The following is a 26,588-nucleotide window of genomic DNA, read 5'->3' as shown; positions in this document are numbered from 1 at the left end:
TCCGCCCGCCGCGAACCGGTGGGACACACGAACGGGCTGCCACCCGCGTGGTGACAGCCCGTTCGGCGTTTGGGAAGGGGAGCGGCGCTAGGGCTGGTCCGTGGGTGCCGGCGCGTCCGGGTGGGCGGGCTGGCCGTCGGGGCCGAAATCCCTGCGGATCGATTCGACGCCTTCCGGGCCGATCTCGAAACCGATCTCGTGGCCGGGGTTGATGACCATGCCGGCGCCCTGCAGGTTGTCGATGACGGCGGCACCGGCCACCCGGACGGCGAACGGCGCCTCTTCGATGTAGGGGGCGGGAATGCGGTCGGTGTGCGTGAACAGGGCGATCAGGGGATTGCCGTCCTGGTTCTGCACCACGAGGGGCTGCACGTTCTCCGTTGCCTCGCCGACCTCTTCGCGGCTCAGGAAGTAGACCTCCTCGCGCAGGAAGGTCCCGATGACGGTTCCGGCCATGGCGGGATCCGACTGCCCGGCCACGAGGACCGTCTCCAGGTGGGTTTGCGGCTCGTCGCCGTCGATTTCGGATTCGGACGCTGAGGTTGGCTGTTCGCTCATGCCCTCCACCCGACCATGTCCGCGGACGTTCCGCAACCCGGGCCGGGCCCGTCCCTGGCGTCATGGGCAGGAGCCGGTTCCGCCCAAACGCGCTCGGCGAACTAGAGTGGGAGCGCCCAAGATGGACACACTGCGAGGAAGCACCATGACGGAATTCCAGTACGAGGACCTGCTGCCGATCGGCCCGGACGAGACGTCCTACCGCCTACTGACCACCGAAGGCGTGCGGACCGTGGAGGGTCCGGGGGACCGGACGTACCTCGAGATCGATCCGGAAACCCTCGCGCTGCTGTCCCGCACGGCGCTGCACGACATCTCCCACTACCTCCGTCCCGCGCACCTCCAGCAACTGCGCAACATCCTCGACGACGACGAGGCCAGCCCGAACGACAAATTCGTCGCGCTGGACCTGCTCAAGAACGCCAACATCGCGGCCGGCGGCGTGCTGCCCATGTGCCAGGACACCGGCACGGCGATCGTGATGGGCAAGCGCGGCCAGCAGGTCATCACCCGCGGTCCCGACGAGAAGGCGTTGTCGCAGGGAATCTACGACGCGTACACCCAACTCAACCTCCGCTACTCGCAGCTTGCGCCGCTGACCACGTGGGAGGAGAAGAGCACCGGCAACAACCTCCCCGCGCAGATCGAGCTCTACGCGGACACCGAGGAGGGCCACGAGAACCAGTACAAGTTCCTGTTCATGGCCAAGGGCGGCGGCTCGGCGAACAAGTCCTTCCTGTACCAGGAGACCAAGGCCATCCTCAACGAGAACTCGATGCTGCGGTTCCTGGACGAGAAGCTGCGCTCCCTCGGCACGGCGGCCTGCCCGCCGTACCACCTGTCCATCGTCATCGGCGGCACGAGCGCGGAGTTCGCCCTGAAGACGGCCAAGTACGGTTCGGCGAAGTACCTGGACAACCTCCCCACCACCGGAGCCATGACGGGCCGCGGGTTCCGCGACATCGACCTGGAGGAGAAGGTGCTGGAACTGACCCGGCACTTCGGCATAGGTGCGCAGTTCGGCGGCAAGTACTTCTGCCACGACGTGCGCGTGGTGCGCCTGCCCCGGCATGGCGCCTCGCTCCCGGTCGCCATCGCCGTCTCCTGTTCGGCCGACCGCCAGATGCTCGCCAAGATCACCCCCGAGGGCGTGTTCGTCGAGCAGCTCGAGACCGACCCCGCGCGCTTCATGCCGGACGAGACCCATGCGGCGGTCGCCGAACACGGCGACGACGCCGCCGGGGTCTCCGGCACGGGCGGCAGCTCCGTCGTGAAGATCGACCTGAACCGCCCGATGGAGGACATCCTCGCCGAACTGTCGCGGCACCCGGTCAAGACGCGGCTTTCGCTCAGCGGACCGCTGGTGGTCGCCCGCGACATCGCCCACGCCAAGATCAAGGAACGCCTCGACGCCGGCGAGGAGATGCCGCAGTATCTCAAGGACCACCCGGTGTACTACGCGGGGCCCGCGAAGACCCCCGAAGGCATGGCATCCGGGTCCTTCGGCCCCACGACGGCCGGCCGCATGGACTCCTACGTCGACCAGTTCCAGGCCGCCGGAGGCTCCAAGGTCATGCTGGCCAAGGGCAACCGCTCGCCCCAGGTGACCCGGGCCTGCGACAGCCACGGCGGCTTCTACCTCGGCTCGATCGGCGGCCCCGCGGCGCGCCTGGCCCAGGACTGCATCAAGAAGGTCGAGGTTCTCGAATACGCGGAACTGGGAATGGAGGCCATCTGGCGCATCGAGGTCGAGAACTTCCCGGCGTTCATCGTCGTCGACGACAAGGGCAACGACTTCTTCGCCGAAACCCTCAAGCCGACGTTCACGGGTATACCCGTCCGGGCGAGCTAGGGGACGCGGTGTCCGTCGAAAAGAACACGCGCGCGCTCGAGGACGGCATCGAGACCGACTTCCGGGACAAGATGAGTTACGCGTCCTATCTGGGTCTGGACACGCTCCTGTCCTCGCAGCATCCGGTCAGCAAACCCGAGCACCACGACGAACTGCTGTTCATCATCCAGCACCAGACGTCCGAGCTGTGGCTGAAGCTGATGCTCCACGAGCTGCGCGCGATCGTGGCGCGGCTGGCGGCCGACGACCTGCGCTACGCCCTGAAGCACATCGCCCGCGTCAAGCACATCCAGCGGACCCTGACGGAACAGTGGAGCGTGCTGGCCACGCTGACACCGACCGAGTACGCGCAGTTCCGCGGCGACCTGGGCTCCTCCAGCGGCTTCCAGTCGTTCCAGTACCGCGCCGTCGAGTTCCTGCTCGGCAACAAGAACGCCGGGATGGTTTCCGTGTTCGACGCCGATCCCCGGGCCCACGCGCTGCTGACGGAGCTGTTGGGGGCCCCGTCGCTCTACGACGAGTTCATCCGCCTCCTGGCCCGCCGCGGGCTACCCGTTCCGACCGAGCTGTTGGAGCGTGACGTCACCGAGGCGCACGTGTTCAACGAGGGACTCGTCGCCGTCTACAAGACGGTCTACGAAAACGCCGACGGGCATTGGGACCTCTACGAGGCCTGCGAGGAACTGGTGGACCTCGAGGAGAACTTCCAGCTGTGGCGCTTCCGCCACCTCAAGACCGTGGAGCGCACCATCGGCTTCAAGCGCGGCACGGGCGGCTCCTCCGGCGTCGCCTTCCTGCAGAACGCGCTCGAGCTGACGTTCTTCCCCGAACTGCTCGCGGTGCGGACCGAAGTGGGCGCCTGAGCTCAGGAACCCGCCGCGCCCTCGCCCCACGTCGGATACCAGTCGAGCGGCGGTCGATCGACCCTGCGAATCATGGCGGGGGGGCCAACGGCGCTGCGCCGGGGAGCGGGGCCGGCGGCGGGCGCGGTTCGAGCGGGCTTTGCGGCTGGCCCGGCTCCGGCGAACTCCTCGAGCGTCTCCGCCCCGGCCGCTTCCATGGCGGACACCACGTCGACGCCGAGGTAGCGCAGATGCCACGGCTCGTAGCCGAAGCCGGTGACCTTTTCCTGCCCCTGCGCGTAGCGCACGACGAAACCGAATTCCGCGGCATTGCTGGCGACCCACTTTCCGGCGGGCGTGTCTCCGAAGCAGCGCTCCAGCGAGCACTCGCCCGTGGCGAGTCCGACGTCGGCGGCGAGCCCCAGCTGGTGCTCGCTCGTGCCCGGCTTCGCGGAGATGGTTGACGCGTAGGCCTCCCCGTAGCGGGCCACATAGCCCTGGTAGAGCTGCGCCTGGCGGGCGTGCGAGCGGTAGGCGCTTTCGACGATCAACGGGTGGCCCTCGTTGGCCGCGTGGTCCAGCAGCACCGCCAGCGCGACGGCGGCCTCCGGCACCATCAGGTTCTCCGAGCCCCCGGCGGGCGTCAGGCCGTCCGGGACGTAGTCCGCCGGCTTGAGCGGAGTCGTCTTGTTGACCAGGACCGTCGGCGACGCGGGATCCGTGAAGTCGTACGCAGCACGTTCGTTGGCCGCCGCGGGAGCGATCCCGGCCAACGCCAAGACCGCCGTGGCCAAAAGGGCCACCGCGGTGGGCAGAAGCCGAGGCTTCGGGAACTCGTGCATGGTGTGTCCATCGGTAGGGCTGCCGCACGGAGGCGTGGCGGCCGTGCGGATTTCAGGATATCGCTCCCTGGCCGGGGCGGACAGTCCCGCGTTGTTCGCCGCGGTAAGGGACCGTGAATCTACCCAAGTGGCTCCGACCCGGGCGAGCGGTGCGCTTCGACCGTGCCGATGGGATATTTTGGACGGGTGCTGATCTCAGACCGCGACATCCGGACCGAACTCGACTCCGGCCGCATTGTGCTGGACCCCTACGACCCGTCGATGGTGCAGCCCTCCAGCGTCGACGTGCGGATCGACCGGTTCTTCCGGCTTTTCGACAACCACAAGTACGCGCACATCGATCCGGAACTCGACCAACTGGAACTGACGCGCCTGGTGGAGGTCGATCCCGACGAGCCGTTCATCCTGCACCCCGGCGAGTTCGTGCTGGGCTCCACCTACGAGGCGGTGACCCTGCCGAACGACGTCGCCGCCCGGCTCGAGGGGAAGTCATCGCTCGGCCGGCTGGGCCTGCTGACCCACTCCACGGCGGGGTTCATCGACCCCGGGTTCTCCGGCCACGTCACGCTGGAGCTGTCCAACATGGCGACGCTCCCGATCAAACTCTGGCCGGGATCGAAGATCGGCCAGCTGTGCTTCTTCAAACTGACCTCGCCGGCCGAGCACCCCTATGGTTCGGGCGCGTACGGAAACCGGTACCAGGGCCAGCGGGGCCCGACGGCGTCGCGCAGCCACCTGAACTTCCACCGCACCCGCCTGGCGGAGTAGGCGCAGCCGGCCTCAGGCGTCCTTCGGGGCCGGTTTGCGCACCGGCAAGAGGAGAAGCAGGCCGACGAGCACGACGGTCAGGATCCCCAGGATGCCGAACCGCTGGGCCCCGCCCGGCGCGACGTGCGGCGTGGCGAGCACGATCGCCAGCGAGAAGAGTGCGGGGGCCAGGAAGCTGACCGCCCGTCCCGTGGTCGCGTATAGCCCGAAGAGCTGGCCCTCGTTCCCGGTGTCGGCGAGGCGTGCCACGTACGCCCGGGCCGAGGACTGCGCGGGCCCGACAAACAGGCACAGCAGCAGCCCGAACGCCCAGAAGCCGGTCGCTCCGGGGGAGAGGAACACTCCGGTCCCGGCGATCAGCAGCCCCACGAGGGAGCCGACGATCACGGCCTTGGGGCCGATCCTGTCATCCAGCAGGCCGCCGACCATGGCGCCGACGGCGGCCACGACGTTGCCGGCGATCGCGAACACGATGACCTGGGACGTCGAGAACCCGAAGGTGCCGGCGGCGATGATGCCGCCGAACGTGAAGATGGCCGCGAGCCCGTCGCGGAACACGGCCGCGGCGACCAGGTAGTAGAGCGTGTGCGGTGCTGTTTTGGCCAGCTTGGCGACGTGGCGGGCGAGAATCCGGTAGGACTCCAGGAACCCCACCTTGGAGGTGTCCACGCGCCGGGGAACCTCGGGGACGAAGAACAGGACGGGCAGCCCGAAGACCAGGAACCACGCCGCGGAGAAGACCGCGACCAGGCGCAGGTTCAGCGAGCCGTCGTCGGAGGCGCCGGGCCAGTCGACGAGCGGCTGGACGAAGCCGAAGAGCACGATCGCCAGGGCGATGATGCCGCCGAGGTAGCCCATGCCCCAACCGAAGCCCGAGACCTTGCCGATGGTGGCGGGCGTGGACACTTGCGGAAGCATCGCGTTGTAGTTCACCGTGGCGAACTCCGCGAACACGCTCGCCGCCGCAATCAGCGTCACTCCCAGGAGCAGGAACCGCGGTTCCGGGAGCACGAAGAAGCAGGCCGCCGTCGCGATGGTCACCAAGACGGTGTTGACGCCCAGCCAGAAGCGGCGGCGTCCGCCGGCGTCGGAGCGCTGTCCCGTGACCGGCGCGAGGAGTGCGATGGCGACGCCGGCGATCGCCAGCGCGTTGCCCAACACGGCCGAGTTCGCGTCCGTCTCCCCGAACAGGGAACTGGTCAGGTAAACCGTGAAGACGAACGTGGTCATCACCGCGTTGATGGCCGCGGACCCCCAGTCCCACGACGCCCACGCGAGCACCTGCCGATTGGTCGGTTTCCGGTGTGCGGGGGCCGGGACGGCCGCGGGCAGGTGGCTCATGGGTGAAGCGTAACGCCCTGCGCGTAATCGGGGCCCGAAACCGGGGCCGGGGCACGGCGGCGCGCCCGTGAACTGATAAAGTTGGACCAGCCCTTGACCACCTGCCACGATGCCCCGGACCCGAGCCGGGGAGTCCACGCAGTTTGCGCCCCCAGGAGATCATCGTGCTCGTCGTGCTCATCGCCCTCTTCGCGGTGGCCCTCGTAGCGCCCTTGATTTTCCGCCGCCTCGGCCGGGCGACCTTCTACGTTCTCGGCGGCGTGCCCGCGGCCGGCTTCGTGTGGCTGGTGGCGAACTTCGCCTCCTTCACCTCGGCCGATCAGACCGCCGCCACCGGCGAACCGAACGCGCCGCCGTCGGACGCGTTCGCGTGGATCGAACCGCTGCAGCTCGAGGCCGCGTTCCGGATGGACGCGCTGTCCGCCGTCATGAGCCTCCTGGTGCTTGGCGTCGGGGCGCTGGTGCTCTTCTACTGCGCGCGGTACTTCAAAAACGAGGACGCCAACATCGGCCCCTTCGGCGCGCAACTGTTGGCCTTCGCCGGCGCCATGTTCGGACTGGTCGTGGCGGACGACCTGATCCTGCTGTTCATCTTCTGGGAAATGACCACGGTCCTGTCCTACCTGCTGATCGGCTACTCGCGGACCCGTATCTTCGCCCGCCGCTCCGCCCTGCAGGCGCTCATCGTGACGACCTTCGGCGGCCTGGTCATGCTGCTCGGACTGATCATGCTGGGGGAGGCTGCCGGAACGTACCGGCTCTCGGGCATCATGGCGCGGGCGGGCGGCCTCGTGGCCCAGGGGACCGCGATCGACGTCGCGATCCTCCTGATCCTCGTGGGTGCGGTGTCCAAGTCCGCGCTGGTCCCTTTCCACTTCTGGTTGCCGGCGGCGATGGCCGCGCCCACCCCCGTGTCCGCGTATCTGCACGCCGCGGCCATGGTGAAGGCCGGCGTGTACCTGGTGGCGCGGCTGGCCCCGGGCTTCGCCGAGACGGCGTTCTGGCACCCGGTCGTGCTCGGGCTGGGTCTGGCCACCATGCTGGTCGGCGGTTGGCGCGCGCTGCGGCAGGACGACATCAAGCTGCTCATCGCCTACGGGACCGTATCGCAACTCGGGTTCCTGATCCTGCTGGTCGGCGTGGGTACGGCAAACGCCGCCATGGCCGGCATCGCCATGATGCTTGCGCACGGATTCTTCAAGGCCACGCTCTTCCTGGTCGTCGGGATCATCGACCACCAGGCGGGCACCCGCGACCTGCGCAAGCTCTCCGGACTGTGGCGGAGCGCCCCGAAGCTGTTCGTCGTCGCCGTGGTGGGCGCCGCGTCGATGGCCGGCCTGCCGCCGCTGTTCGGCTTCGTCGCCAAGGAGGCCGTCCTCGAGGCGCTGCTCGACGACGGCGCGGCCGGTCCGGGGGGCACGTGGCTGCTCGCCGGAGTCGTGCTGGGGTCCGTCCTGACCTTTGCCTACAGCGCCCGCTTCGTGTGGGGCGGCTTCGCGACGAAGCGCGGCGTCGCCGCGACGGACTTCAAACCCGTGCCGTGGCTGTTCCTGGCCGCGCCGTTGGTCCTGGCCGCCGCCACGGTGTTCTTCGCCTTCGCGCCGGGAATGCTCGAGGAGGCGATCAAGCCGTACGCCGCGCTGTTCCCGGAGGCGGAGCACCCCATCCACCTGGCGCTGTGGCACGGCCTCACGCCGGGGCTCGGACTGTCGGCGGTCATCGTCGCCGCCGGCTCCCTGATGTTTGTCCTGCGCGGGCCGGTGGCGCGCGCGCAGCAGCTCCTGTACCCGGTGTTCGACGCCGAGCGAACCTACAAAAACGTGCTGGGGGCCACCGACGAGGTCGCGGTGTGGGTGACCGGGCGGACACAGCGCGGCTCCCTGATGTTCTACCTGACCGTGATCCTCACCGTCGGGTTGCTGACCCCCGCGGTCGCTGTGTTCGTTTACGAGACGCCGCTTCCGCAGCAGATCACGTGGTTCGATACCCCGGCCCAACTCATGGTCGGCGCGTGCATGGTGGTGGGCGCACTGGCGGCCATCCGGGCCAACAAGCGCTTCCTGGCCGTGCTGATGGTCGGCGTCACCGGCTACGGGATGGCCATCCTGTTCGCGTTGCAGGGCGCCCCGGACGTGGCGCTGACCCAGCTCCTCGTCGAGACCATCGTCCTGGTCGCCATGGTCCTCGCGCTACGCACCCTTCCGGCCCCGCTGTGGACGTCCAACCCCGCGGGCCACCGCGCCTTGCGGGCGGCCATCGGGATCGGCTTCGGCCTGGTGATGATGTCTATCGCGGTGATCGCGATGGCCTCGCGCACGGCGGACCCCGTCTCGCTGGCGTTCCCGGAGCTCGCGTACTACGGCGGCGCCGGAAAGAACATCGTCAACGTCACCCTCGTGGACATCCGCGTCTGGGACACCTTCGGCGAACTCACGGTGCTGGCGGCCGCGGCCACCGGCGTCGCCAGCCTCATCTACGTCCGCGGACGCGGCGACGACAAGCGCCCCGTGGAGGACGTCGAGCCGGGATCCGTGGACCGCGGATCCGAGCACATCCACGCGCCGAACCGATCCGCCGCCGCGCTGGCGATCGCCCGCCACTTCGCCAAGTCGGCCAAGGACGCGTGGATCGTCGCGGGCCGCACGTTGGCCCCCGAACGCCGGTCGATCATCCTCGAGGTGGTGACCCGGCTCATCTTCCACTCCCTCATCCTCTTCTCGGTCTACCTGCTGCTCGCCGGGCACAACACCCCGGGTGGCGGCTTCGCCGGCGGCCTCCTCGCGGGGCTGGCCCTGACCATCCGCTATCTCGCGGGCGGGCGGTTCGAGCTCGCGGAGTCGACCCCGATCAGCCCCGGAACCCTCCTGGGAATGGGGCTGGCGACGGCGACGCTTTCCGGCGTCGTGCCCTTGTTCTTCGGCGGGCAGATGTTCCAGAGCGCCGCCCTGGAGTTCTCGCTGCCGGTGTTCGGGGACCACAAGTTCGTCACGTCGACGATCTTCGACGTCGGCGTGTACCTGGTGGTCGTCGGCCTGGTCGTCGACGTGTTGCGCAGCCTCGGCTCCGAGATCGACGAACGCTCCGAGGGCGCCACCCCGGAAGAGCCCCAAAACCCCGCGGCCCCGCAGACGGAGGGGGTGGCCCGATGACACCGAACGTCACCCTCCTGCTGGTCATGGGCGTCCTGTTCGCCGCCGGCATCTACCTGCTGCTCGAGCGCAGCCTGACGCGCGTCCTGCTGGGCCTGCTGCTGATCGGCAACGGTGCGAACCTGTTGATCCTGATCGCCGGCGGGTTGCCGGGGCTCGCCCCGCTTTACGACCCGGAGACTCCCGCGGACGCGTATTCCGACCCCCTGCCGCAGGCGCTGATCCTGACGGCGATCGTGATCACCTTCGCCGTGACCGCCCTGATGCTCGCCATCATCTACCGGTCCTGGGTCATCGCCCGGCGGGACGAAGTGGTGGACGACCTCGAGGACCGCCGCGTCGCCGAGCAGTCCCACTTCGACTTCGAGGACGACGCGGAGGTCCCCGCGGACACCACGGAGTTCAGCGAGGACACCGACGAGGCCGCCTCGCGGGCCACCGCGGACGCCAACCGGTCGGCAAACGAATCCGACCGGCGGCAGGCCTCCTCGGAGGAAAGCGCCGGAACAGACGACCACGGGAGAAACAGGGAGGCACGATGACCGAACCATTGGCCGCCGTGGCCTTCGCGCCATTGGCCGTAGCACTTCCGATTCTGGGCGCGGCACTGGCCTTCGTGTTGCGCCGCCATACGCGGATCCAGCGCATCACCACGATTTCCACGCTCGTCATCACCCTGGCGCTCGAGGTCTGGCTGCTGACCGCGGCCTGGGGCCACGGAGCGCAGGCCGTCCTGATCGGCGGATGGGCCCCGCCGTTCGGCATCTCACTGGTGGTCGACGAGTTCTCCTCCCTGATGCTCGTGGTCTCCACGGCGGTCAGCCTCGCCGTGCTGGTGTACGCGACCGGGCAGGGCATGGCCGACGGCGACGAGGACGGCCCCGTCTCCGTCTTCCACCCGACCTACATGATTCTGGTGGCCGGCGTCTCCAACGCGTTCCTGGCCGGCGACCTCTTCAACCTCTACGTCGGCTTCGAGATACTGCTGACGGCGTCCTACGTCCTGCTCACCCTCGGCGGAACGACGGCGCGGATCCGCGCGGGCGTGACGTACGTCGTCGTGTCCGTGGTGTCCTCCATGTTGTTCCTCATCGCGATCGGCATGATCTACGCCGCGACCGGAACGGTGAACATGGCGGACCTCGCGCTTAAGCTGAACGACCTCAATCCGGGCACCCAGATGATCCTGCACCTGATGCTCCTGGTGGCGTTCGGGATCAAGGCCGCGGTCTTCCCGCTCTCGTTCTGGCTCCCGGACTCCTACCCGACGGCCCCCGCGCCCGTGACCGCGGTGTTCGCGGGACTGCTGACCAAGGTCGGCATCTACGCCATGGTGCGCACCGAGACCCTGCTGTTCCCCGGGGACCGCATCAACTCGGTGCTGATGGTGGTCGCGCTGCTGACGATGATCGTGGGGATCCTCGGCGCCATCGCGCAGGCGGACATCAAACGCATGCTCTCCTTCACGCTCACCAGCCACATCGGTTTCATGGTGTTCGGGCTCGCCATCGGCAACGTGGCGGCGCTTGCCGCGACGGTCTACTACGTCGCCCACCACATCATCGTCCAGACGTCCCTGTTCCTCGTGACGGGCCTGATCGAACGCCGCGCCGGGACCTCGAACGCCGACCGGCTCGGATCGCTCTCCAAGCTTTCCCCGGTGCTGGCCGTCCTGTTCTTCCTCCCGGCCATGAACCTGGCCGGCATCCCGCCGTTCTCCGGCTTCCTGGGCAAGCTGGGGCTGCTGCAGGGCGGGATCGAACTCGGGACACCGCTGGCCTGGGTTCTCCTGGGCGGGGCCGTGACCACGTCGCTGCTGACCCTGCTGGCCGTCGCGCGGGTCTGGAACCGGGCGTTCTGGCGGAAGGCGGAGGACGCGGAGGACCCGGACCCGCTGCTCCTGGTCGGCGCGGCCGACGGCGGGCGCGTGACCACCTACCGCCACGTCGCCGACCATCCCGCCAGCCGGTTCAGCGACCGCGGCGACATCGATCTCCTCCCCCGCGCCATGGTCGGCTCGACGGCCGCCCTGGTGGTCCTGGGCCTGTCGCTGACGGTGTTCGCCGGCCCGCTGTTCGGACTCAGCGAGCAGGCGGCGCGCAACATGATGGACCGCAACGACTACATCTCGGCGGTGCTGGGGACCGCCTCGGAGCCCAACGCACCCGTGACGGGAGTGGCACCGTGACTCCCACGCGTCCGTCCGCACTGGGCATGCGCACCCCCGGCGCCGCATCCCGCCGCCGCAAGCGTGCGCGCTTCATGGTGGAGCTGCCGCTGCTGGTGTGGATGGTGCTCGTCTGGGGCGCGCTCTGGCGGGACTTCGCCATCGGCAACCTGGTGTTCGGGTTCCTGATCTCCCTCGGCGTCGTGTCCGCGTTCCGGCTGCCGCCGGTGGAGCTCAGCGGCCGGTTCAACGTCTGGCGCGCAGCGCTCTTCGCCGTGCGGTTCGTGTGGGACATCGCCGTCGCGAGTTTCCAGGTCCTCGGCACCGCGCTGGTCAAGGGCCCCAAGGTGCGCAGCGCCGTCGTCGGGGTGGGCCTGCGCAGCCGCGAGGACCTGATGATCACCACGGTCTCCCACGTCCTCACCCTGATACCGGGATCGTTCACCGTGGAGGTGGACCGTCCCAACGCGACCCTGTATCTCCACGTCTTGGACGTGAACACCCGGGAGGAGGCGGAGGACTTCCGCCGCAAGGCGCGCACCACCGAGGCGCGGCTGATTCGCGTGATGGGGACGCGCGAGGAACTTGCCTCGCTCGAGGCGGAGAACGGCGCCGAGGCCGGCGCGAAGCGCGGGAGGACAGCATGATCATGGACATCGCCGTATGGGCCTCGGGACTGTTGATCGCGGCCGCCGCGGCCCTGGCCCTCGTCCGCATAGCCCGCGGCCCCTCCATCCTGGAGAGGGTCATCGGCCTGGATGTGCTCCTGACCATCGTCGTCGCCGCCCTGTGCATCGACATGGCCGCGAACCACCACATCGACCACCTGCCGTTTGTCCTGGCGGCCAGCGTGATCGGCTTCATCGGCTCGGTGACGATCTCGCGCTACGTGACGGACCGGAGGAACTCCTAATGGACAATTCGCTGTGGGGAACCCCCGTGGACGTGGTGTCCGCCGTCTTCCTGGTCGTCGGCGCGCTGATGTCGTTCGCCGCCGGAATCGGCATGCTCCGCTTTCCCGACCTGCTGTCCAGGATGCACGCAGCCACGAAGCCGCAGGTGCTGGGGCTGTTGCTGATGCTCACGGCCGTGGGCCTGCAGATGGGCTCGTGGTCCGTGGCCCCCGCGCTGTTCCTGGCGTGGATGCTCCAGCTGCTGACGGCACCAGTCAGCGCACACATGGTCGGTCGATCCGGATACCGGACCAGGCACCTCAAGAAGGAAACGCTGGTGCTGGACGACCTCGACGAGGTGGTGGCCCGGGCCGCCGACGGCAACGCCGGCGGCCGCGAGACCCCGCCGGGCAGCCCCTAGACGTCTTCTAGACCTCGTCGAGGGTGCGGTTGAACCGCGCGATGGCGCGTTGCGTCCCGCGGTTGGTCGCCACCTGGATCACGGCCGCGACCACGGAGGACATCACGGCGAAGCCCAGTGCCTGGCGCAGCGTCGCCTCCGCCTGCGTCTTGGGGTTCGTCGCCTTCGGCGGCTCGTTGCCCGTGAGCTTCGTCCAGACCGCGTCCACGACCTTGGCGCCGGCCAGCCCCGCGACCAGCGAAATGATGGTGCCGCCCACCCTCAGCAGAATGTTCACGTGCAGTGCTCCCGTCGTTCGGCGTGATTACCTGCCCAGCATAACGCGGGGCTAGACTGGGGACACTGAACAACCACGACAGGGGAGCGTCACGATCGGTGCCCAACGGCCCGGTCAACTGATGCTGAGAGTGCGCTTCGACGCAGACCCTCGAACCTGCTCCGGCTAGTACCGGCGAAGGGAGTCGAGATCTCAGGGTGAGCGCGCCGTCGACTCTTCCTCCCCTCCTTGCCCTCAAGGAGGAAAAACCATGACCACCCTGCAGAACCCCCGCAACGCGCGCGCCTCGTGGCGCGTCGTTGACATCGTCGTCGCGGCCGTGATCGCCGTCGCCTCCGGCGTCATCTTCTTCGGCTGGAACACCATCCACCACGCGCTGGACTTCCTCTTCGTCGCCTTCCCGCCGTCCTCGGCGCTCGTGGCCGGATTCTGGCTCTTCCCGGCCGTGCTGGGCGCGCTGATCATCCGCAAGCCGGGCGCGGCCCTGTTCTGCGAGACCGTCGCCGCCGTCGTGTCCGCGTTTCTCGGCTCCGAATACGGCTGGACCGTGCTGGTGTCCGGGCTTGTCCAGGGCCTCGGCGCCGAACTCGTGTTCGCCGCGTTCCTCTACCGGCGCTGGGGCCTGGTGACCGCGCTCCTCGCCGGCGCCGCGGCGGGCCTCTTCGGCGGAATCAACGACGCGTTCGTCTTCAACTGGTTCCCCGAATACACCGCCGCCATGAAGCTCGTCTACGTGGGCTGCATGACCGTCTCCGGGATCGTCATCGCCGGGCTGTTGTCCTGGCTGGCCACCCGGGCACTCGCCCGCACCGGTGCGCTGTCCGCCCTCGCCTCCCGCAAGGCCGGACAGGAACCGGCCCGGGGCTAGCCGGTAGGTCCCCTCATGGCCACCCACATGCACGACGCCGGTGCCGCCGGCCACGAAGCGGAGCGGCGTGGCGAACACGGCCCGTCGCCGGGCACGCGGCCCGTCGCCGGGCACGCGCCCGCCTCGGTGAGCGCCCGGGGCTGGGGCTGGCGGCATGCCGACCGCACCCGAGACGCCCTGCGTGGGCTCGACCTGGACATCCGGCCGGGGGAGCGGATCCTGCTCGCCGGGCCATCGGGCGCGGGCAAATCCACCCTGCTCCACGCCCTCGCCGGCGTGCTCCACGCGGACGAGGACACGGCATCCGCCGGGGAACTGCTGGTCGACGGCCGCCCGGCCCACGCGTCGACGGGCCGCGCAGGGCTAATGCAGCAGGACCCGGAGACGCAGGTCGTCCAGGCGCGCGTCGGCGACGACGTGGCGTTCGGCGCCGAAAACCTCGCCGTGCCGCGCGATGAGATCTGGCCCCGGGTCGCCGAGGCGCTGGACGCCGTCGGGCTGCGGGTCGGGCTCGACCATCCGTCGTCCTCCCTCTCCGGCGGCCAGAAGCAGCGGCTGGCGCTCGCCGGGATCCTGGCCATGCGGCCCGGTCTGGTGCTGCTCGACGAGCCCACGGCCAACCTGGATCCCGCGGGCGTCCGCGAGGTCCGCGACGCCGTGGTGGCGGCACTGGAACTCACCGGGGCGACGGCCGTCATCGTCGAGCACCGCCTGGATGCCTGGGCACCGCACGTGGACCGCGTGGTGGTCCTCGAGCCCGGGGGAGGCGTGGCGCACCAGGGCACTCCCGCCGAACTGTTCGCCCCCGGCCCCGTGCGCGAGGATCTCATCCGCGCCGGCGTGTGGGTTCCCGGCCACGTGCCGATCCTCCCGGCGCTCCCGGTGCTCCCGGCGATGGCGGACGACGCCGGCGCGCGCCCGGCCGGGGAGATGCTGCTGCGCACCGAGCTGCTGTCCGTGGCCCGGACCGCGGGCGCCCCTGTGGCACTGGCCGGAGTGGACCTGCGACTGGGCGCCGCGGAGGCCCTTTGCATCACCGGAGCGAACGGCTCCGGCAAGTCCACACTCGCCCTGACGCTCGCGGGGCTCCTTCCCGAACGCTCGGGACGCGTCGTCGCGACGCCGGCGCTCACCTCGCCCGGCGACCCGCCGGAGGGTTCGGCGAGGGCCAACTCCACCGTCCTCGCCGAGCGTCCCCACCGGTGGAAGGCAGCCGACTTGGTCAGCCGCATCGGCACCGTCTTCCAGGAGCCGGAACACCAGTTCGTGGCGGCCACGGTGCGCGAGGAGCTCGCGTTCGGTCCGCGGCAGGCGCGGGTGTCGGGGAGCCGGATTCCGCTGTTCGGCGACGATCAGATCGCCGAACGGGTCGATGGCTTGTTGGACCGCCTCGGGCTGCGGCACCTGGCCGACGCGAACCCCTTCACCCTGTCCGGCGGCGAAAAACGCCGGCTCTCGGTCGCCACCGTGCTCGCCGCGGGGCCGTCGGTGTTGATCGTGGACGAACCCACGTTCGGCCAGGACATGAACACGTGGTCCGAACTCGCGCTGTTGCTGCGCGAGCAGCTGGAGGCGGGAGCCTCGGTCGTCGCCGTGACCCACGACGAACACTTCGCCGCGGCACTCGGCGCACGCACGCTGGCCGTGGAGACCCTCGGCGCCGGTCCGCCCGCGGTGGAGGGGGGCGCCGACGTCGGACGACCCGGCCTGCTGGAGCCCACTGCGTCCGGCCGGACCAGTCTCCTCGGCCGCTCCAATCCGCTGGCGAAGCTCGGCGCCGTCGCGCTGGCGACCATCCCGCTGGTGGCGACCCTGGATTTCGTGAGCGCCGGACTCGTGGTGTTGGTGACGCTGTGCCTGCTGCCGCTCGCCGGCATCACCATCGCGCGCTTCCTCGCTCGGGCCTGGCCGCTGCTGGTCGCCGGGATGTTCGGCGCATGGGGCACCGCGCTGGTGGGCAACGACTCGGGCGCCGTGCTGTTGGACCTCGCAGTGTTCACGGTCACGGAGGGGTCGCTCGTCGCGGGTCTCGCGACGGGGCTGCGCGCGTTCGCCGTCGCGGTGCCGGCGGTCCTCGTCTTCTCCACGACGGACCCGACCGATCTGGCGAACGCCCTGGCGCAGAAGGCCCGGCTGCCGCACCGTTTCGTCCTCGGGGCGCTGGCCGGCATGCGGCTGCTCGGACTCCTCGTCGAGGAGTGGACGACCCTGGGCATGGCACGCCGCGCGCGCGGCGTGGGATCGCGCGGGTCGCTTGGCCAGCGCATCCTGGCGAACCTGGGCCAGGCTTTCGGCCTCTTGGTTCAGGCCATCCGCCGCGCGTCGCGGCTGGCCGTCACGATGGAGGCCAAGGGCTTCGGCGGCGCCGAAAGGTCCTGGGCGCGCGAATCCGTGTTCGCACGGCGGGACCTCGGCGTCGTGGCCGGTGGCGCGCTCCTGGGCGCGGCGGCCGTCTGGGCGTCCGTGGCCTCCGGCCAATGGAACCTCGTCTGGACTTAGCCGCCCGGCGCGCGGGCGGCGCGGCTAGCGGATGGCGTTGACCATCGCCGTGAGTTCCGCGTGCAGTTCCGGGTCGCGGGAGAGCTCGACGCCGTCGAGCGAGTTCACCGGCGCGAGGAGCCGGACGCTGGAAACCAGCCAGACGGCGTCGGCCTGGATCAGGTGCTGCGGCTCCAGCGGACCGTAGCCGAGCTCCCAACCCGCCGACTCGGCCGCTGCGAAGATGGCCCCCTGCGTGGTGCCGGGCAGGATTCCCGTTTCCAGCATCGGGGTGATCAGGCGCTTGCGCCCGCCCTCGCGCACGGCCAGGAGCACCGTCGACGTCGGGCCCTCCAGCACGCGGCCGTCGCTCGAGACGAAGATGACGTCGTCTGCGCCCTGCTTGCGGGCATGGCGCAGGGCGGCCATGTTGACGGCGTAGGACAGCGTCTTGGCGCCCATCAGCAGCCAGGGGGCGCGGTCGGCGATCGTGGAGTCGTAGCCGCGGTCCAGGAGCACGACGGCGATGCCCTCCGAGCGCTGCCGGCGTCCCAGCGCAGGGGCCGGCGAAACGGCCACCCAGGCGGTTCCGTGGCCGGCGCCCTCGGGTCCGCGCGTCGCGACGAGCTTCACCACGGCCTCGTCGTCCGAGGTGTCCGGCCCGCCGGTGCCCGCTGCGCGTTCGGCCTCGTAGGCCTGAACCGCCGTCGCGATCGCGGCCCGCCAGACGTCCTCCGCGGGCAGCGGCAGATCGCAGCTCGCGGCCGAAACGACCATGCGGGACAGGTGCGCGTCCAGCTTGCGCACCGCGCCGTCCGTGTACAGCGCGGACTCGAACACGCCGTCGCCCCGGGTGGCGCCCTGATCAAGTGCGGACAGCTGCGGAACGGACGCGTCGGCCACCCGGCCGGCCGGGTGGGAGGGGTCCACAAACACCAAGACAGTCATGGATAAACCCTACGCCCGGCGCACGCCGGATGCGGCTAGGCTTGAGGGCATTGTTCGGCGTGACTGGGAGGTTCCGTGTTCGACGCGCTCGCATTGTGGGAATCGCTTCCCGCATGGCTTCTCGTGACCGCCTGGGTCATCGATGCGGGCATCCGGTTGGTCATGATCGGCATCGTCCCCGGAAACCGCCGGCCGACCACGGCGATGGCCTGGCTTTTGACCATCTTCTTCATGCCGGTCGTCGGGCTGGTCCTGTTCCTCCTGTTGGGCAACTTCCGCCTGTCGGAGCGACGCATCCAGCGGCAGAAGGACGTCAACGACCGCGTCCTGGCGGCCACGCAGCACCTGGACATCGACGACAGCGAGTTCGACGCCCCCGACTGGGTCAGGTCCGCCGTCGAGCTGAACCGCAACCTCGGCGCCTTCCCGATGCAGGAGGGCAACGCGCTGGAGTTCATCACCGGCTACCGGGCGTCGCTGGAGGCGATGACCGCCGCGGTCAACGACGCCGAGCGCTACGTGCATGTCCAGTTCTACATCGTCGGCGACGACCCGGAGTTCGCGGGTCCGCTGCTGGACGCGCTGGACGCGGCCTCGGCCCGCGGCGTGAAGGTGCGCTTCCTCTTCGACCACCTGGGCACCGCCCGGATCAAGGGATTCCCGAAGCTCAAGAAGCGCCTGAACGACGCCGGCATCGAGTGGCGCGCCATGTTGCCCGTCTCGCTCCAGCGCAGGCGATGGCGCCGCCCCGACCTCCGCAACCACCGGAAGATCCTGGTCATCGACGGGGAGGTCGCGTTCACCGGCAGCCAGAACCTGATCGAGCCCGGATACAAGCGCGCGTCCGCGCACGCGGCCGGCCGCGAGTGGGTGGATCTGATGGCGCGCGTCCGCGGCCCCCTGGTGACCGGCCTGGACGTGGTGTTCGCCACCGACTGGTCGCAGGAGACCGACGAGAACCTGATGGAGGACCTCACCCGGGTCGTTCCCGAAGTGCCGCGCGGATCGATCACGGGCCAGATTGTCCCCAGCGGGCCCGGGTTCAAGCTGGAGAACAACCTGCGGCTCTTCACCACGCTGATCTACTCGGCGACCGAGAAGCTGACCATCACCAGCCCGTACTTCGTCCCTGACGATTCGCTGCTCTACGCCGTGACGACGGCGGCGCAACGCGGGGTCGACGTCGAACTGTTCGTCTCCGAAACGGGGGACCAGATGCTGGTGCACCACGCCCAGCAGTCCTACTACAAGCAACTCCTGTCCGCCGGCGTGAAGATCTACCGCTACCCGGCGCCGATGGTCCTGCATTCGAAGTGCTTCACCGTCGACGACGAGGTCGCCGTCTTCGGTTCGTCGAACATGGACATGCGCTCGTTCTCCCTGAACCTGGAGGTCTCCGTGATGCTGATCGGCGCCGAGGCCGTCGCCGAAGTGACGCAGGTCCAGGACGTCTACCGCGCCGCGTCCAGGCTGCTCACGCTCGAGGAATGGGAAGCGCGTCCGCCGCTGGCCCGGTGGGCGGACAACGCGGCCCGGCTGACCGCCACGCTGCAGTAGCCGAAACCGCGGCCCCGAAGGGAATCCCCGCGGCACGCCCCTACGGATCCGGGAACGTCGATCCCAAGGCGCTGAGGACCCCGTGGGCCTTGGCGACGACCTCGTCCCACTCCTCCGCCGGAACGGAATCGGCCGTGACGGCGCCGCCCACGCCCAGGGCCAGGCGCCACCCGCCGGAGGGCCCCGGGCACCGCTCCATGGTCAGCGTCCGGATGACCACCGAGAGGTCCGCGGCGCCCGTGTGGGAGAAGTAGCCGACCGCGCCGGAGTACACCCCGCGCGCCCGCCCGTCCTCCAACCGGTCCAGGATGGCCATCGTGGAGATCTTCGGGGCGCCCGTCATCGAACCCGGGGGGAAGGCCGCGGCCACGGCCTCGGCGCGGGAGGCGTCCGGGCGCAGACGGGCGTCGATCGTGGACACGAGCTGGTGGACGGTGGCGTAGGATTCCACCTCGCACAAGCGCGGCACCGAGAGCGTCGACGGGTCCGCGGACCGCACCAGGTCGTTGCGCAGCAGGTCGACGATCATCACGTTCTCGGCGCGGTCCTTGGGCGAGGTCGCGAGGTCCTCTTGCAGGCGCCGGTCCTCGACGGGGTCCGCGGAGCGTCGCCGGGTCCCCTTGATCGGCTCGGCCCGCATGAACCCGTCGGCGCCCACGCGCAGGAAGCGCTCCGGGGACGTTCCGGCGACCGCGGTGCGGCCGAACCGGACGTAGTTGGCGAACGGCGCCGGGTTGCGCAGGCGCAGGCGCCGATACACGTACCAGGGGTCCCAACCGGCGCCCGGTGTCCGGGCGGACAACGACGTCGTCAGGCAGACCTCGTAGCTGTTTCCCTCGTGGATTTCGCGCTGGGCCGCCCGCACCTTGTCAAGGTAGGCGCCGCGGGTGTCGGCGACCACGAAATCGGGTGCCGCGGGGGCGGCCGGGGAAACAGCGCCAAAGGACGGGGCCCCCGGAGATCCCAGAGCGTCGATGGCGGATGCAGCGGACCCCAGCCAGTCCTCGGCGTCGGGCGCGGCCAAGGCCAGCAGCCAGGCGGTGCCCGCCTCGTGGTCCAGGACCACGGCGCGCCCGGCGTGGATCAGCGCCGCGTCGGCGGGGCCGGATGCTTCGTCGTGCCCTGCGGAGGCAGCGAGGTCCGAACCGCCGCACTCGCGCTTGAGCTCGTAGCCCAGCCATCCGAGCCAGCCGAGGCAGAACCCGGCCTCCAGCCCGTCCGGCGCGCGAAGGCGGGGGGCGCCCCACGCCATGTCCAGCCACGCGAAAAAGGACCCGTCGACCCGCGCGCTCGCGCAGCCGTAGTCCAGCCGCGTGCTGCCGGACCGGTGCTCGGCCAGGGCGCCGGCCTCGCCGTCGGGCGCCGCCATGATGCTGAAGCGGTTGCGGCCGCCGGGGTCCGGGTCTCCGGTGTTGGATGAATCCAGCAACACCGCGTGCGTCGCACCGCCGTAGAGCGCCGCGAAGACGTCCGGCGCGGTGGCGTTCTTCGAGAGGGGCAGGTCGCGGGAGAGCAGGGTGGGGGACGCGGCCTGCGCAATCTCGGGATGCAAGGCGGCCCGCAGCGCCGGGAGCGCCAACAGCGCGCGCAGCGTGTCGGTCGGCGCGCGGCCGTCGGCGGCGTTGCGCACCACGACGTCCGCCGCCTCCGGCACGGCGTCGCGGCCGAGCCACGCGTCCTCCTGCCGGGCCCAGCGTTCCCAGTGCGGCGCGTAGGTCTCGCCGTCCCGGCCCAGGGCGCGCCGCCGCCGCTCGGCGTCGGGCACCTCCACCCAGACGACGGCGTCCAGGCGTTCCCGGGCCGCGGCGGCCGCGGCTCCGACTCCCTCGACGACGACGACGGGGGCCGCCGCCGTCGTGCGGCGTTCGCCTCCGGCGTTGGCGGCCCAGTCCCACGCGGTCCAGCGGGCGTCCTCGCCCCAGTGCAGGGGCTCCAAGACGTCGCGCAGGTAGGCGTCGATGCCGGCGTCGAGTCCGTCCCACCCGGGGTAGATGTCCTCCAGGTGGAACAGCGACACGGGGCGGTGGCGGCGCAACGCGGTGGCCAGTTCCAGCCCCAGGGTGCTCTTGCCGGCGCCGGAGCGGCCGTCGACGGCGATGATGACCGGCGCGCTACGCCCCACGCGCCCCCGCCGTCTCCTTGCGGACGTGCTCCACGAGTCCGGGGAGGGCGGCGCGGATCATGTCGCGGCACACCTCGAAGTCGGCCGCGTCCCCGAACCAGGGGTCGTAGATGCCCTGTTCGGCCGGCCCAACTCCGGAAAGAGCGGGGTCGAAGGACCGCAGCATGTGGATCTTCGCCTGGTCCGCGGGGGACTGCGCCAGGCGCCGCAGTTCCGTGAAGTGGTCGAGATCCAGGGCGAGGACCAGGTCCGTGGCCGCGAAGGACTCGCGGTCGAACTTCCGGGCGACGTGCGCGGCCGCATCGAGTCCGTCCGAGGCCAGCACGGTGCCGGCGCGTGGGTCCACCGGGTTTCCGGTTTCCCAGTCGCTGATGCCGGAGGAATCCACCTGCACGTCGGTGACCCCGGCGCCCTCCAGGGCCTGGCGGATCATGAATTCGGCCATGGGGGAGCGGCAGATGTTGCCCGTGCAGACGGCGGTGATCCGGTACATGTGTTCAGTCTAGGTTGGCGCCTAGTGCATCAGCAGCAACAGCACGGCGACGAAAATGAACAGGACGCCGAACACCAGATTCAGGATCCGTGCCCCGCGCGCGCCACGGGTGAAACGCCGGAAGGATTTGGCGGCGGCGGCGAAGAAGAACCACATGACCATGATGTCGACGGCCACCACCGTGCCGATGAAGACCAGGTACTGCGGCAACAGCGTCTGGTCGGGGCGGATGAACTGCGGAGTGAAGGCCAGGAAGAAGACGATGGCCTTCGGGTTCAGGAGGTTCACCCACACCCCCCGGCGGAACATCGACCAGGCGGGTTCGCCGCCGCGGACGTCCACCGCGGCGGTGTCGGCGTCGGGCTTGGCCAGGATGAGCCGCACGCCGAGGTAGACGAGGTAGGCCGCGCCCGCGTATCGGATGGCGGCGAATGCCACCGGCGAGTTGGCCACCAGCAGTCCCACGCCCGCGGCGACGATGACCACGTGCACCAGCAGGGCCGCCTGCTGCCCGAGGACACCCCAGAAGGAGCGGCGGAAACCGGCGTTGAGCGAGTTGGTCATGGTGTTGATCGCCCCGGCGCCGGGCGTGAAGCTGATCAGCACGCACGCGCCCAGAAGGGACAGCCACAGGGAGAGGGTCACCAGAAGAGTGTAGGGCGGCTCACGAGCCCTCGAGGACCGCCCGTGCGGCGGCCCAGCCACCCAGGCCGCTGACCCCGCCGCCGCGCCGGGAACCGGCACCGCAAACCAGGATGTTCCCCCACGCGCTGGCCACGCCCCACCGGGCGGCGGGGGACGCGAGCGGTTCATCGTCCTCGGCGAACGGCCACGAGAGCGGCCCGTGGAAGATGTTGCCGCCGGGCATGTTGAGCGACTCCTCGAGATCGGCCGTGGTCCGCGTCTCGATGTGCGGGGCACCATCGGGGCCGAGCGCGATGCAGTCCTCGATGGGTTCGGCCAAGACGGAGTTGAGGGACGCCAAGACGGCGGCCTGCATCGCTGCCCGGGTGGCCGCCAGATCCGTTCCGGCCACGAGCGAATGGGGCGTGTGCAGGGAGAACACCGTCAGGGTGTGGTGGCCGGAATCCCGGAGGTCCCGCCGGAGGATGGAGGGGTCCGCCAGCGAGTGGCAGTACGTCTCGAGGGGGAGCGGCTCGGGAATGCGGCCCGCGGCGGCCGTCGCCCGCGCCGCCTCCAGCTGCCCGTAGCCCTCGTTGACGTGGAACGTTCCGCCGAAGGCCGCCTCCGGCGACACGGCGGGATCCGGCAGGCGCGGCAGCCGGGTGAGCAGGAGGTTGACCTTCACCTGCGCGCCTGCCGGTGGCGGAACCCGCACCTCTCCCGCGCCGGCTGCGCCTCCGGGGCGGTCCGCGCCGCCGCCGCTCCGCGCGGGAACAACCAGCGCGTCGAGCGCCGCCGGGGCCACGTTCGCCAGAACCGTCCGCGCCTCGATCTCGTGGGAGCCGTGGGCCGTGCGGTAGCGCACGGACCCGCGGGGGTCCACGGCCGTGGCCTCGGCACCGGTGAGGATCTCCGCGCCCGCCCACCGCGCGGCATCGGCGAGGGCCTCGGAGAGGGCGCCCATGCCGCCGCGGGGCACGTCCCAGGCCCCGGTTCCGCGGCCGATCACGTGGTAGAGGAAGCAGCGGTTCTGTTCCAGCGACGGATCCAGCGCGCCGGCGAACGTTCCGATCAGGCCGTCGGTGAGCACGACGCCCCGCACGAGGTCCGAGCTGAGGGTCCGCTCGATCGCGGCGCCGAGGGGACGCTCGATGAAGTCGTCCCACGCGGCGGCGCCATCGGGCTGGGCGGACACCAGCGCACGCGCCTCGGAGCGGCGGGGGAGCGGGCCCATCACCGTGGGCCACAGGCCCGCCGCCAACGCCGCGGTGCGGCGCTGGAAGCCCTCGAGCCCCTGGGCGTCCTCCGCCGCGCCGACGGAGGCGAACGACGACGCCGTCGCACCGGCGTCGTGGTTGTCCACCAGCAGGCCGGACGAGGTCCCGGGAAGCGGCGTGTAGGAGGAGTAACGGCGCGGCACCAACTCGAGTTCGATGCCGAGTTCGTCCAGGAGTTCCTGGGGAAAGAGGCTGACCAGGTAGGAGTAGCGCGAGATCCGCGCCCCCGGAAAGACCTCCTCGGAGACCGCGGCGCCGCCGACGTGGTCCGCGCGCTCCAGCACCCTGACCGATCGGCCCGCCCGCGCCAGCAGGGTCGCGGCGACCAGCCCGTTGTGTCCGCCGCCGACGACGACCACGTCGCGGGGGGCTTCCATCCGGACCATGCCCTAGTCCGTGAGATCTTTCGCCGCGGCCTCCATAGCCGTGGCGGCTTCGGCTAGGAAGCGTTCGATGGTCTGGACCTCCTCCGCGGTGTAGCCGACAAACGCCGCCCCGAGCCGATGCGCCATGGGCCCGAACATCAGGCGCCCATCCTCCGCAGCCTTCGGCGTGGACGTCACGCGGACGACGCGCCGGTCCGCGTCCGTTCGCTCGCGCGCCACGTGGCCGGACCGCTCGAGCCGGTCCAGCATGGCCGTGGTCGCCGGCGAACTCAGGCTCAGATCGCGGCCGACCTGCGAGGCGGTCGGGGCCTCGCCCGCGAGTTCGTGACGCATCACCGCGGACAGCGCGTTGAGGTCGGTGCGGTGCATCCCGTTGAGCCCGGCGAGTCTGTCGATGAACCGGTCCGATGCCAGCGCGAACCGCTGAAGTCCCTGGACGAGTCTGTCGGCGTCGGTTTGTTCCATGCCGACATCCTAGTTCAGTGCTTGTGTTTCTCTATTATGGAACTAGTCTGTAGTGGAATTAGTTCACCCACGACTTACGACGAAGGAGCGGCATGGGCCGGCAGGGCAGGGGCGCGTCGACAACGCGGTGGACATCGGTGGCCTTCGTGTTGGTTCTGGCTTGGTTGGGGATCGCCGGCGTGGGCGGACCCGTCTTCGGTAAACTTGGAGACGTTCAGACCAGCGGGCAGGCGTCGTTCCTGCCCGCATCCGCCGAGGCCACGCAGGCACTCGAATGGCAACTACGCTTCGTCGGCACGGACGCAATACCCGCGGTCGTGCTGTTCGAGGCTAGAGACGCCGAGGCGATCCAATCGATCGACGCGGCGGGGCTGGCGACCGACATCGGGAAGGACGTCCCGGTTGCCGGGGATATCGCCGGCCCGTTCGTTTCGGAGGACGGGTTGGCGCTGGAACTGCTGGTGCCCCTCGATGCGGCGGCGGACGTAGAGGAATCGGTGCAAGGGCTCCGGACGCTGGTATCGGGCGTCGTGCCCGAGGGCGTCCAGGTGTACGTGACCGGCCCGGCAGGATTCAGTGCGGACCTGGTGGAGGCATTCGGCGGCATCGACGGCATTCTTCTGGGTGTCGCGCTGATCGCGGTGTTGTTGATCCTGTTGCTGGTCTACAAGTCCGTCCTGCTGCCACTGACTGTGCTGTTCACATCCGTTGCCGCGCTGTGCGCCGCGGTGCTGGCCGTGTACGGCATGGCGAAATGGGGCTGGATCAAGCTGGACGGGCAAGGGCAGGGGATCCTGTCCATCCTGGTGATCGGCGCCGCGACCGACTACGCGTTGCTCTTGGTGGCTCGGCACCGGGAGGGGCTGGCCGAGGGGCAAGGTCGCGTCGGTGCCGTGACCACTGCGTGGCGGGCGTCGGCGGAGCCGATCCTGGCGTCCGCCGGAACGGTGACGGTTGGCTTGCTGTGTCTCATGTTCTCCGATCTGAACTCCAACAAGGCACTGGGGCCCATCGGTGCTGCCGGAATTGTTTTCTCCGTGATCGCTGCCCTGACGTTCCTCCCCGCCGCGTTGTTGTTGTTGGGCCGCACGGCGTATTGGCCGTTCGCGCCGCGAGCGCGGGGGAACATGGAAGGGCGCGCCGTCAGGAGGGCGGGACTGTGGGGCGGCATCGCCGCATTCGTCGGCAGGCACCCCCGACCCATATGGGCACTGACCGCGCTGGTGCTCGTCGTCGGCTGCCTCGGCATCACGCAGCTGAAGGCCAGTGGCGTGCCGCAGAGCGAACTGGTGCTGGGTGAGACCGAGTCGGCAGCCGGCCAGCAGGCGCTCGCTCGGCACTTCGACGCCGGCACAGGCAGCCCGGCCTTCGTGGTGACGGCCGCCGCTGGCATGGACGATGTACTGGCGGACATCGATACGGTCGACGGCGTCGCTTCCGCCTATGTGCAGGCCGAGGACGGCGGACCCGCGGGTGTCGGCGCCCCGGGTCCGGAGCGACCGCCAGTGGAGGTCAATGGCAGGGTCCTGATTTCCGTTACCCTCTCCGATGCGGCAGATTCTCCGGAGGCCGAGGCCACCGTGGTGCGGCTGCGCGAGGCGGCGCAAGCCGTCGACGCCCAGGCCCTTGTCGGCGGAACCACCGCCACGTCGCTCGACACCAGCGCCACCGCCCAGGCGGACCTGGTGAAGATCATCCCGCTGATCCTTGGGGCCATCCTGCTGATCCTGATGTTCGTGCTGCGATCCGTCGTGGCGCCACTGTTGCTGATCGCCACCACGGTGCTCTCCTACGGAACTGCGCTGGGCGTCTCGGCGTTGGTTTTCAACGGGATATTCGGCTTCCCCGGGGCTGATCCGTCCGTGCCGCTGTTCGGATTCGTCTTCCTGGTTGCGTTGGGTGTGGACTACAACATCTTTCTGATGACGCGGGTTCGTGAGGAATCGCGCCGCCATGGGACGAGGGAAGGGGTCCTGCGTGGGCTTTCCGTCACCGGTGAGGTCATCACGTCCGCCGGGGTCGTGCTGGCGGCCACCTTCGCCGCCTTGGGCGTCATCCCCATCATGTTCCTGGTGCAGCTCGGCTTCATCGTCGCGTTCGGCGTGTTGCTGGACACCTTGGTGGTGCGGTCGCTGTTGGTGCCGGCACTGGCCTTGGACATCGGTAGAAACATCTGGTGGCCGGGACGGCTGCGTTTGGGAGCGAAATGACGTCGACCGCGACCCGTACTGGTACAGTTGAACATTGTGGCACCGCCAAA

The 26,588-nt window shown here is 69.9% G+C and carries 23 protein-coding genes and 1 riboswitch; of the genes, 13 read left to right on the top strand and 10 right to left on the bottom strand.

What is annotated here, in order from left to right:
- Positions 1–87: 87 nt before the first annotated feature.
- Entirely contained in the window at positions 88–558 is a 471-nt protein-coding gene (locus AC0QSG_RS08880; protein ID WP_475375106.1) for an SseB family protein, read from the bottom strand.
- A 145-nt stretch (positions 559–703) separates the two neighbouring features.
- Here AC0QSG_RS08880 and AC0QSG_RS08875 point away from each other — a divergent pair, with 145 nt between their 5' ends.
- Positions 704–2,410, top strand: a complete 1,707-nt coding sequence (locus AC0QSG_RS08875; RefSeq protein WP_475375105.1) for a fumarate hydratase — start codon at positions 704–706, stop codon at positions 2,408–2,410.
- 8 nt (positions 2,411–2,418) lie between these two features.
- Entirely contained in the window at positions 2,419–3,273 is an 855-nt protein-coding gene (gene kynA, locus AC0QSG_RS08870; RefSeq protein ID WP_475375104.1) for a tryptophan 2,3-dioxygenase, read from the top strand.
- A gap of 2 nt (positions 3,274–3,275) precedes the next feature.
- Here kynA and AC0QSG_RS08865 read toward each other — a convergent pair whose 3' ends face one another.
- Positions 3,276–4,094, bottom strand: a complete 819-nt coding sequence (locus tag AC0QSG_RS08865) for a M15 family metallopeptidase (RefSeq protein ID WP_435727302.1) — start codon at positions 4,092–4,094, stop codon at positions 3,276–3,278.
- A 186-nt stretch (positions 4,095–4,280) separates the two neighbouring features.
- Here AC0QSG_RS08865 and dcd point away from each other — a divergent pair, with 186 nt between their 5' ends.
- A complete protein-coding gene (gene dcd, locus AC0QSG_RS08860) occupies positions 4,281–4,862 on the top strand; it encodes a dCTP deaminase (protein WP_475375103.1) in 582 nt (193 codons plus the stop codon).
- Between the two features lie 12 nt (positions 4,863–4,874).
- Here the strand turns inward: dcd and AC0QSG_RS08855 are convergent, their stop codons facing one another.
- Positions 4,875–6,203, bottom strand: a complete 1,329-nt coding sequence (locus AC0QSG_RS08855) for an MFS transporter (protein WP_475375102.1) — start codon at positions 6,201–6,203, stop codon at positions 4,875–4,877.
- Between the two features lie 164 nt (positions 6,204–6,367).
- On the opposite strand from AC0QSG_RS08855, the gene AC0QSG_RS08850 reads away from it, so the two are divergent.
- From AC0QSG_RS08850 to mnhG, 6 genes are read left to right on the top strand one after another with little or no spacing between them, the layout of a single operon-like run.
- Positions 6,368–9,352 (top strand): Na+/H+ antiporter subunit A, encoded by a 2,985-nt coding sequence (locus AC0QSG_RS08850; protein WP_475375101.1) that lies wholly within the window; start codon positions 6,368–6,370, stop codon positions 9,350–9,352.
- Positions 9,349–9,894, top strand: coding sequence for a Na(+)/H(+) antiporter subunit C (locus AC0QSG_RS08845; RefSeq protein ID WP_435727298.1), 546 nt, complete (start codon positions 9,349–9,351; stop codon positions 9,892–9,894). Before AC0QSG_RS08850 ends, AC0QSG_RS08845 begins: the two co-directional genes overlap by 4 nt.
- Complete coding sequence (locus AC0QSG_RS08840) at positions 9,891–11,540, top strand: Na+/H+ antiporter subunit D (RefSeq protein WP_475375100.1); 1,650 nt, start codon at positions 9,891–9,893, stop codon at positions 11,538–11,540. Before AC0QSG_RS08845 ends, AC0QSG_RS08840 begins: the two co-directional genes overlap by 4 nt.
- A gap of 26 nt (positions 11,541–11,566) precedes the next feature.
- On the top strand, positions 11,567–12,166 hold the full coding sequence (locus AC0QSG_RS08835; protein ID WP_475377297.1) for a Na+/H+ antiporter subunit E: 600 nt from the start codon (positions 11,567–11,569) through the stop codon (positions 12,164–12,166).
- Positions 12,163–12,432, top strand: coding sequence for an MrpF/PhaF family protein (locus AC0QSG_RS08830; RefSeq protein WP_435727296.1), 270 nt, complete (start codon positions 12,163–12,165; stop codon positions 12,430–12,432). The genes AC0QSG_RS08835 and AC0QSG_RS08830 overlap by 4 nt, the downstream gene beginning before the upstream one ends.
- A complete protein-coding gene (gene mnhG, locus AC0QSG_RS08825) occupies positions 12,432–12,833 on the top strand; it encodes a monovalent cation/H(+) antiporter subunit G (RefSeq protein ID WP_475375099.1) in 402 nt (133 codons plus the stop codon). The genes AC0QSG_RS08830 and mnhG overlap by 1 nt, the downstream gene beginning before the upstream one ends.
- A gap of 7 nt (positions 12,834–12,840) precedes the next feature.
- Here mnhG and AC0QSG_RS08820 read toward each other — a convergent pair whose 3' ends face one another.
- Complete coding sequence (locus AC0QSG_RS08820; protein WP_475375098.1) at positions 12,841–13,110, bottom strand: DUF4235 domain-containing protein; 270 nt, start codon at positions 13,108–13,110, stop codon at positions 12,841–12,843.
- A 70-nt stretch (positions 13,111–13,180) separates the two neighbouring features.
- Positions 13,181–13,310: riboswitch (TPP riboswitch) on the top strand.
- 50 nt (positions 13,311–13,360) lie between these two features.
- Between AC0QSG_RS08820 and AC0QSG_RS08815 the strand changes: the two genes are divergently transcribed.
- Positions 13,361–13,978: an ECF transporter S component gene (locus AC0QSG_RS08815; RefSeq protein WP_435727293.1), complete on the top strand. Its 618-nt coding sequence runs from the start codon at positions 13,361–13,363 to the stop codon at positions 13,976–13,978.
- A gap of 15 nt (positions 13,979–13,993) precedes the next feature.
- The gene (locus AC0QSG_RS08810; RefSeq protein ID WP_475375097.1) at positions 13,994–16,477 is read left to right on the top strand and encodes an ATP-binding cassette domain-containing protein; all 2,484 of its coding nucleotides are present in this window, start codon (positions 13,994–13,996) and stop codon (positions 16,475–16,477) included.
- A 24-nt stretch (positions 16,478–16,501) separates the two neighbouring features.
- Here the strand turns inward: AC0QSG_RS08810 and AC0QSG_RS08805 are convergent, their stop codons facing one another.
- Positions 16,502–17,404 (bottom strand): aminodeoxychorismate lyase, encoded by a 903-nt coding sequence (locus AC0QSG_RS08805; RefSeq protein WP_475375096.1) that lies wholly within the window; start codon positions 17,402–17,404, stop codon positions 16,502–16,504.
- Between the two features lie 162 nt (positions 17,405–17,566).
- Here AC0QSG_RS08805 and cls point away from each other — a divergent pair, with 162 nt between their 5' ends.
- Positions 17,567–18,961 carry a cardiolipin synthase gene (cls, locus tag AC0QSG_RS08800; protein ID WP_475377296.1) on the top strand — a complete coding sequence of 465 codons (1,395 nt, stop codon included), beginning with the start codon at positions 17,567–17,569 and terminating at the stop codon, positions 18,959–18,961.
- 40 nt (positions 18,962–19,001) lie between these two features.
- Here the strand turns inward: cls and AC0QSG_RS08795 are convergent, their stop codons facing one another.
- From AC0QSG_RS08795 to AC0QSG_RS08775, 5 genes are read right to left on the bottom strand one after another with little or no spacing between them, the layout of a single operon-like run.
- The gene (locus AC0QSG_RS08795; protein WP_475375095.1) at positions 19,002–21,083 is read right to left on the bottom strand and encodes a chorismate-binding protein; all 2,082 of its coding nucleotides are present in this window, start codon (positions 21,081–21,083) and stop codon (positions 19,002–19,004) included.
- Entirely contained in the window at positions 21,073–21,576 is a 504-nt protein-coding gene (locus AC0QSG_RS08790) for a low molecular weight protein-tyrosine-phosphatase (protein WP_435727288.1), read from the bottom strand. The genes AC0QSG_RS08795 and AC0QSG_RS08790 overlap by 11 nt, the downstream gene beginning before the upstream one ends.
- A 21-nt stretch (positions 21,577–21,597) precedes the next feature.
- Positions 21,598–22,221 carry a LysE family transporter gene (locus AC0QSG_RS08785; protein ID WP_435727287.1) on the bottom strand — a complete coding sequence of 208 codons (624 nt, stop codon included), beginning with the start codon at positions 22,219–22,221 and terminating at the stop codon, positions 21,598–21,600.
- A 19-nt stretch (positions 22,222–22,240) separates the two neighbouring features.
- A complete protein-coding gene (locus AC0QSG_RS08780) occupies positions 22,241–23,854 on the bottom strand; it encodes a phytoene desaturase family protein (RefSeq protein WP_475375094.1) in 1,614 nt (537 codons plus the stop codon).
- 12 nt (positions 23,855–23,866) lie between these two features.
- Positions 23,867–24,328, bottom strand: coding sequence for a MarR family winged helix-turn-helix transcriptional regulator (locus AC0QSG_RS08775; protein WP_475375093.1), 462 nt, complete (start codon positions 24,326–24,328; stop codon positions 23,867–23,869).
- Positions 24,329–24,420: 92 nt separating this feature from the next.
- Here AC0QSG_RS08775 and AC0QSG_RS08770 point away from each other — a divergent pair, with 92 nt between their 5' ends.
- Positions 24,421–26,538, top strand: coding sequence for an MMPL family transporter (locus AC0QSG_RS08770; protein WP_475375092.1), 2,118 nt, complete (start codon positions 24,421–24,423; stop codon positions 26,536–26,538).
- Positions 26,539–26,588: the final 50 nt, after the last annotated feature.

Source organism: Arthrobacter sp. LT660, assembly GCF_056172845.1.
This window is presented reverse-complemented; position numbering and strand designations above follow the sequence as displayed.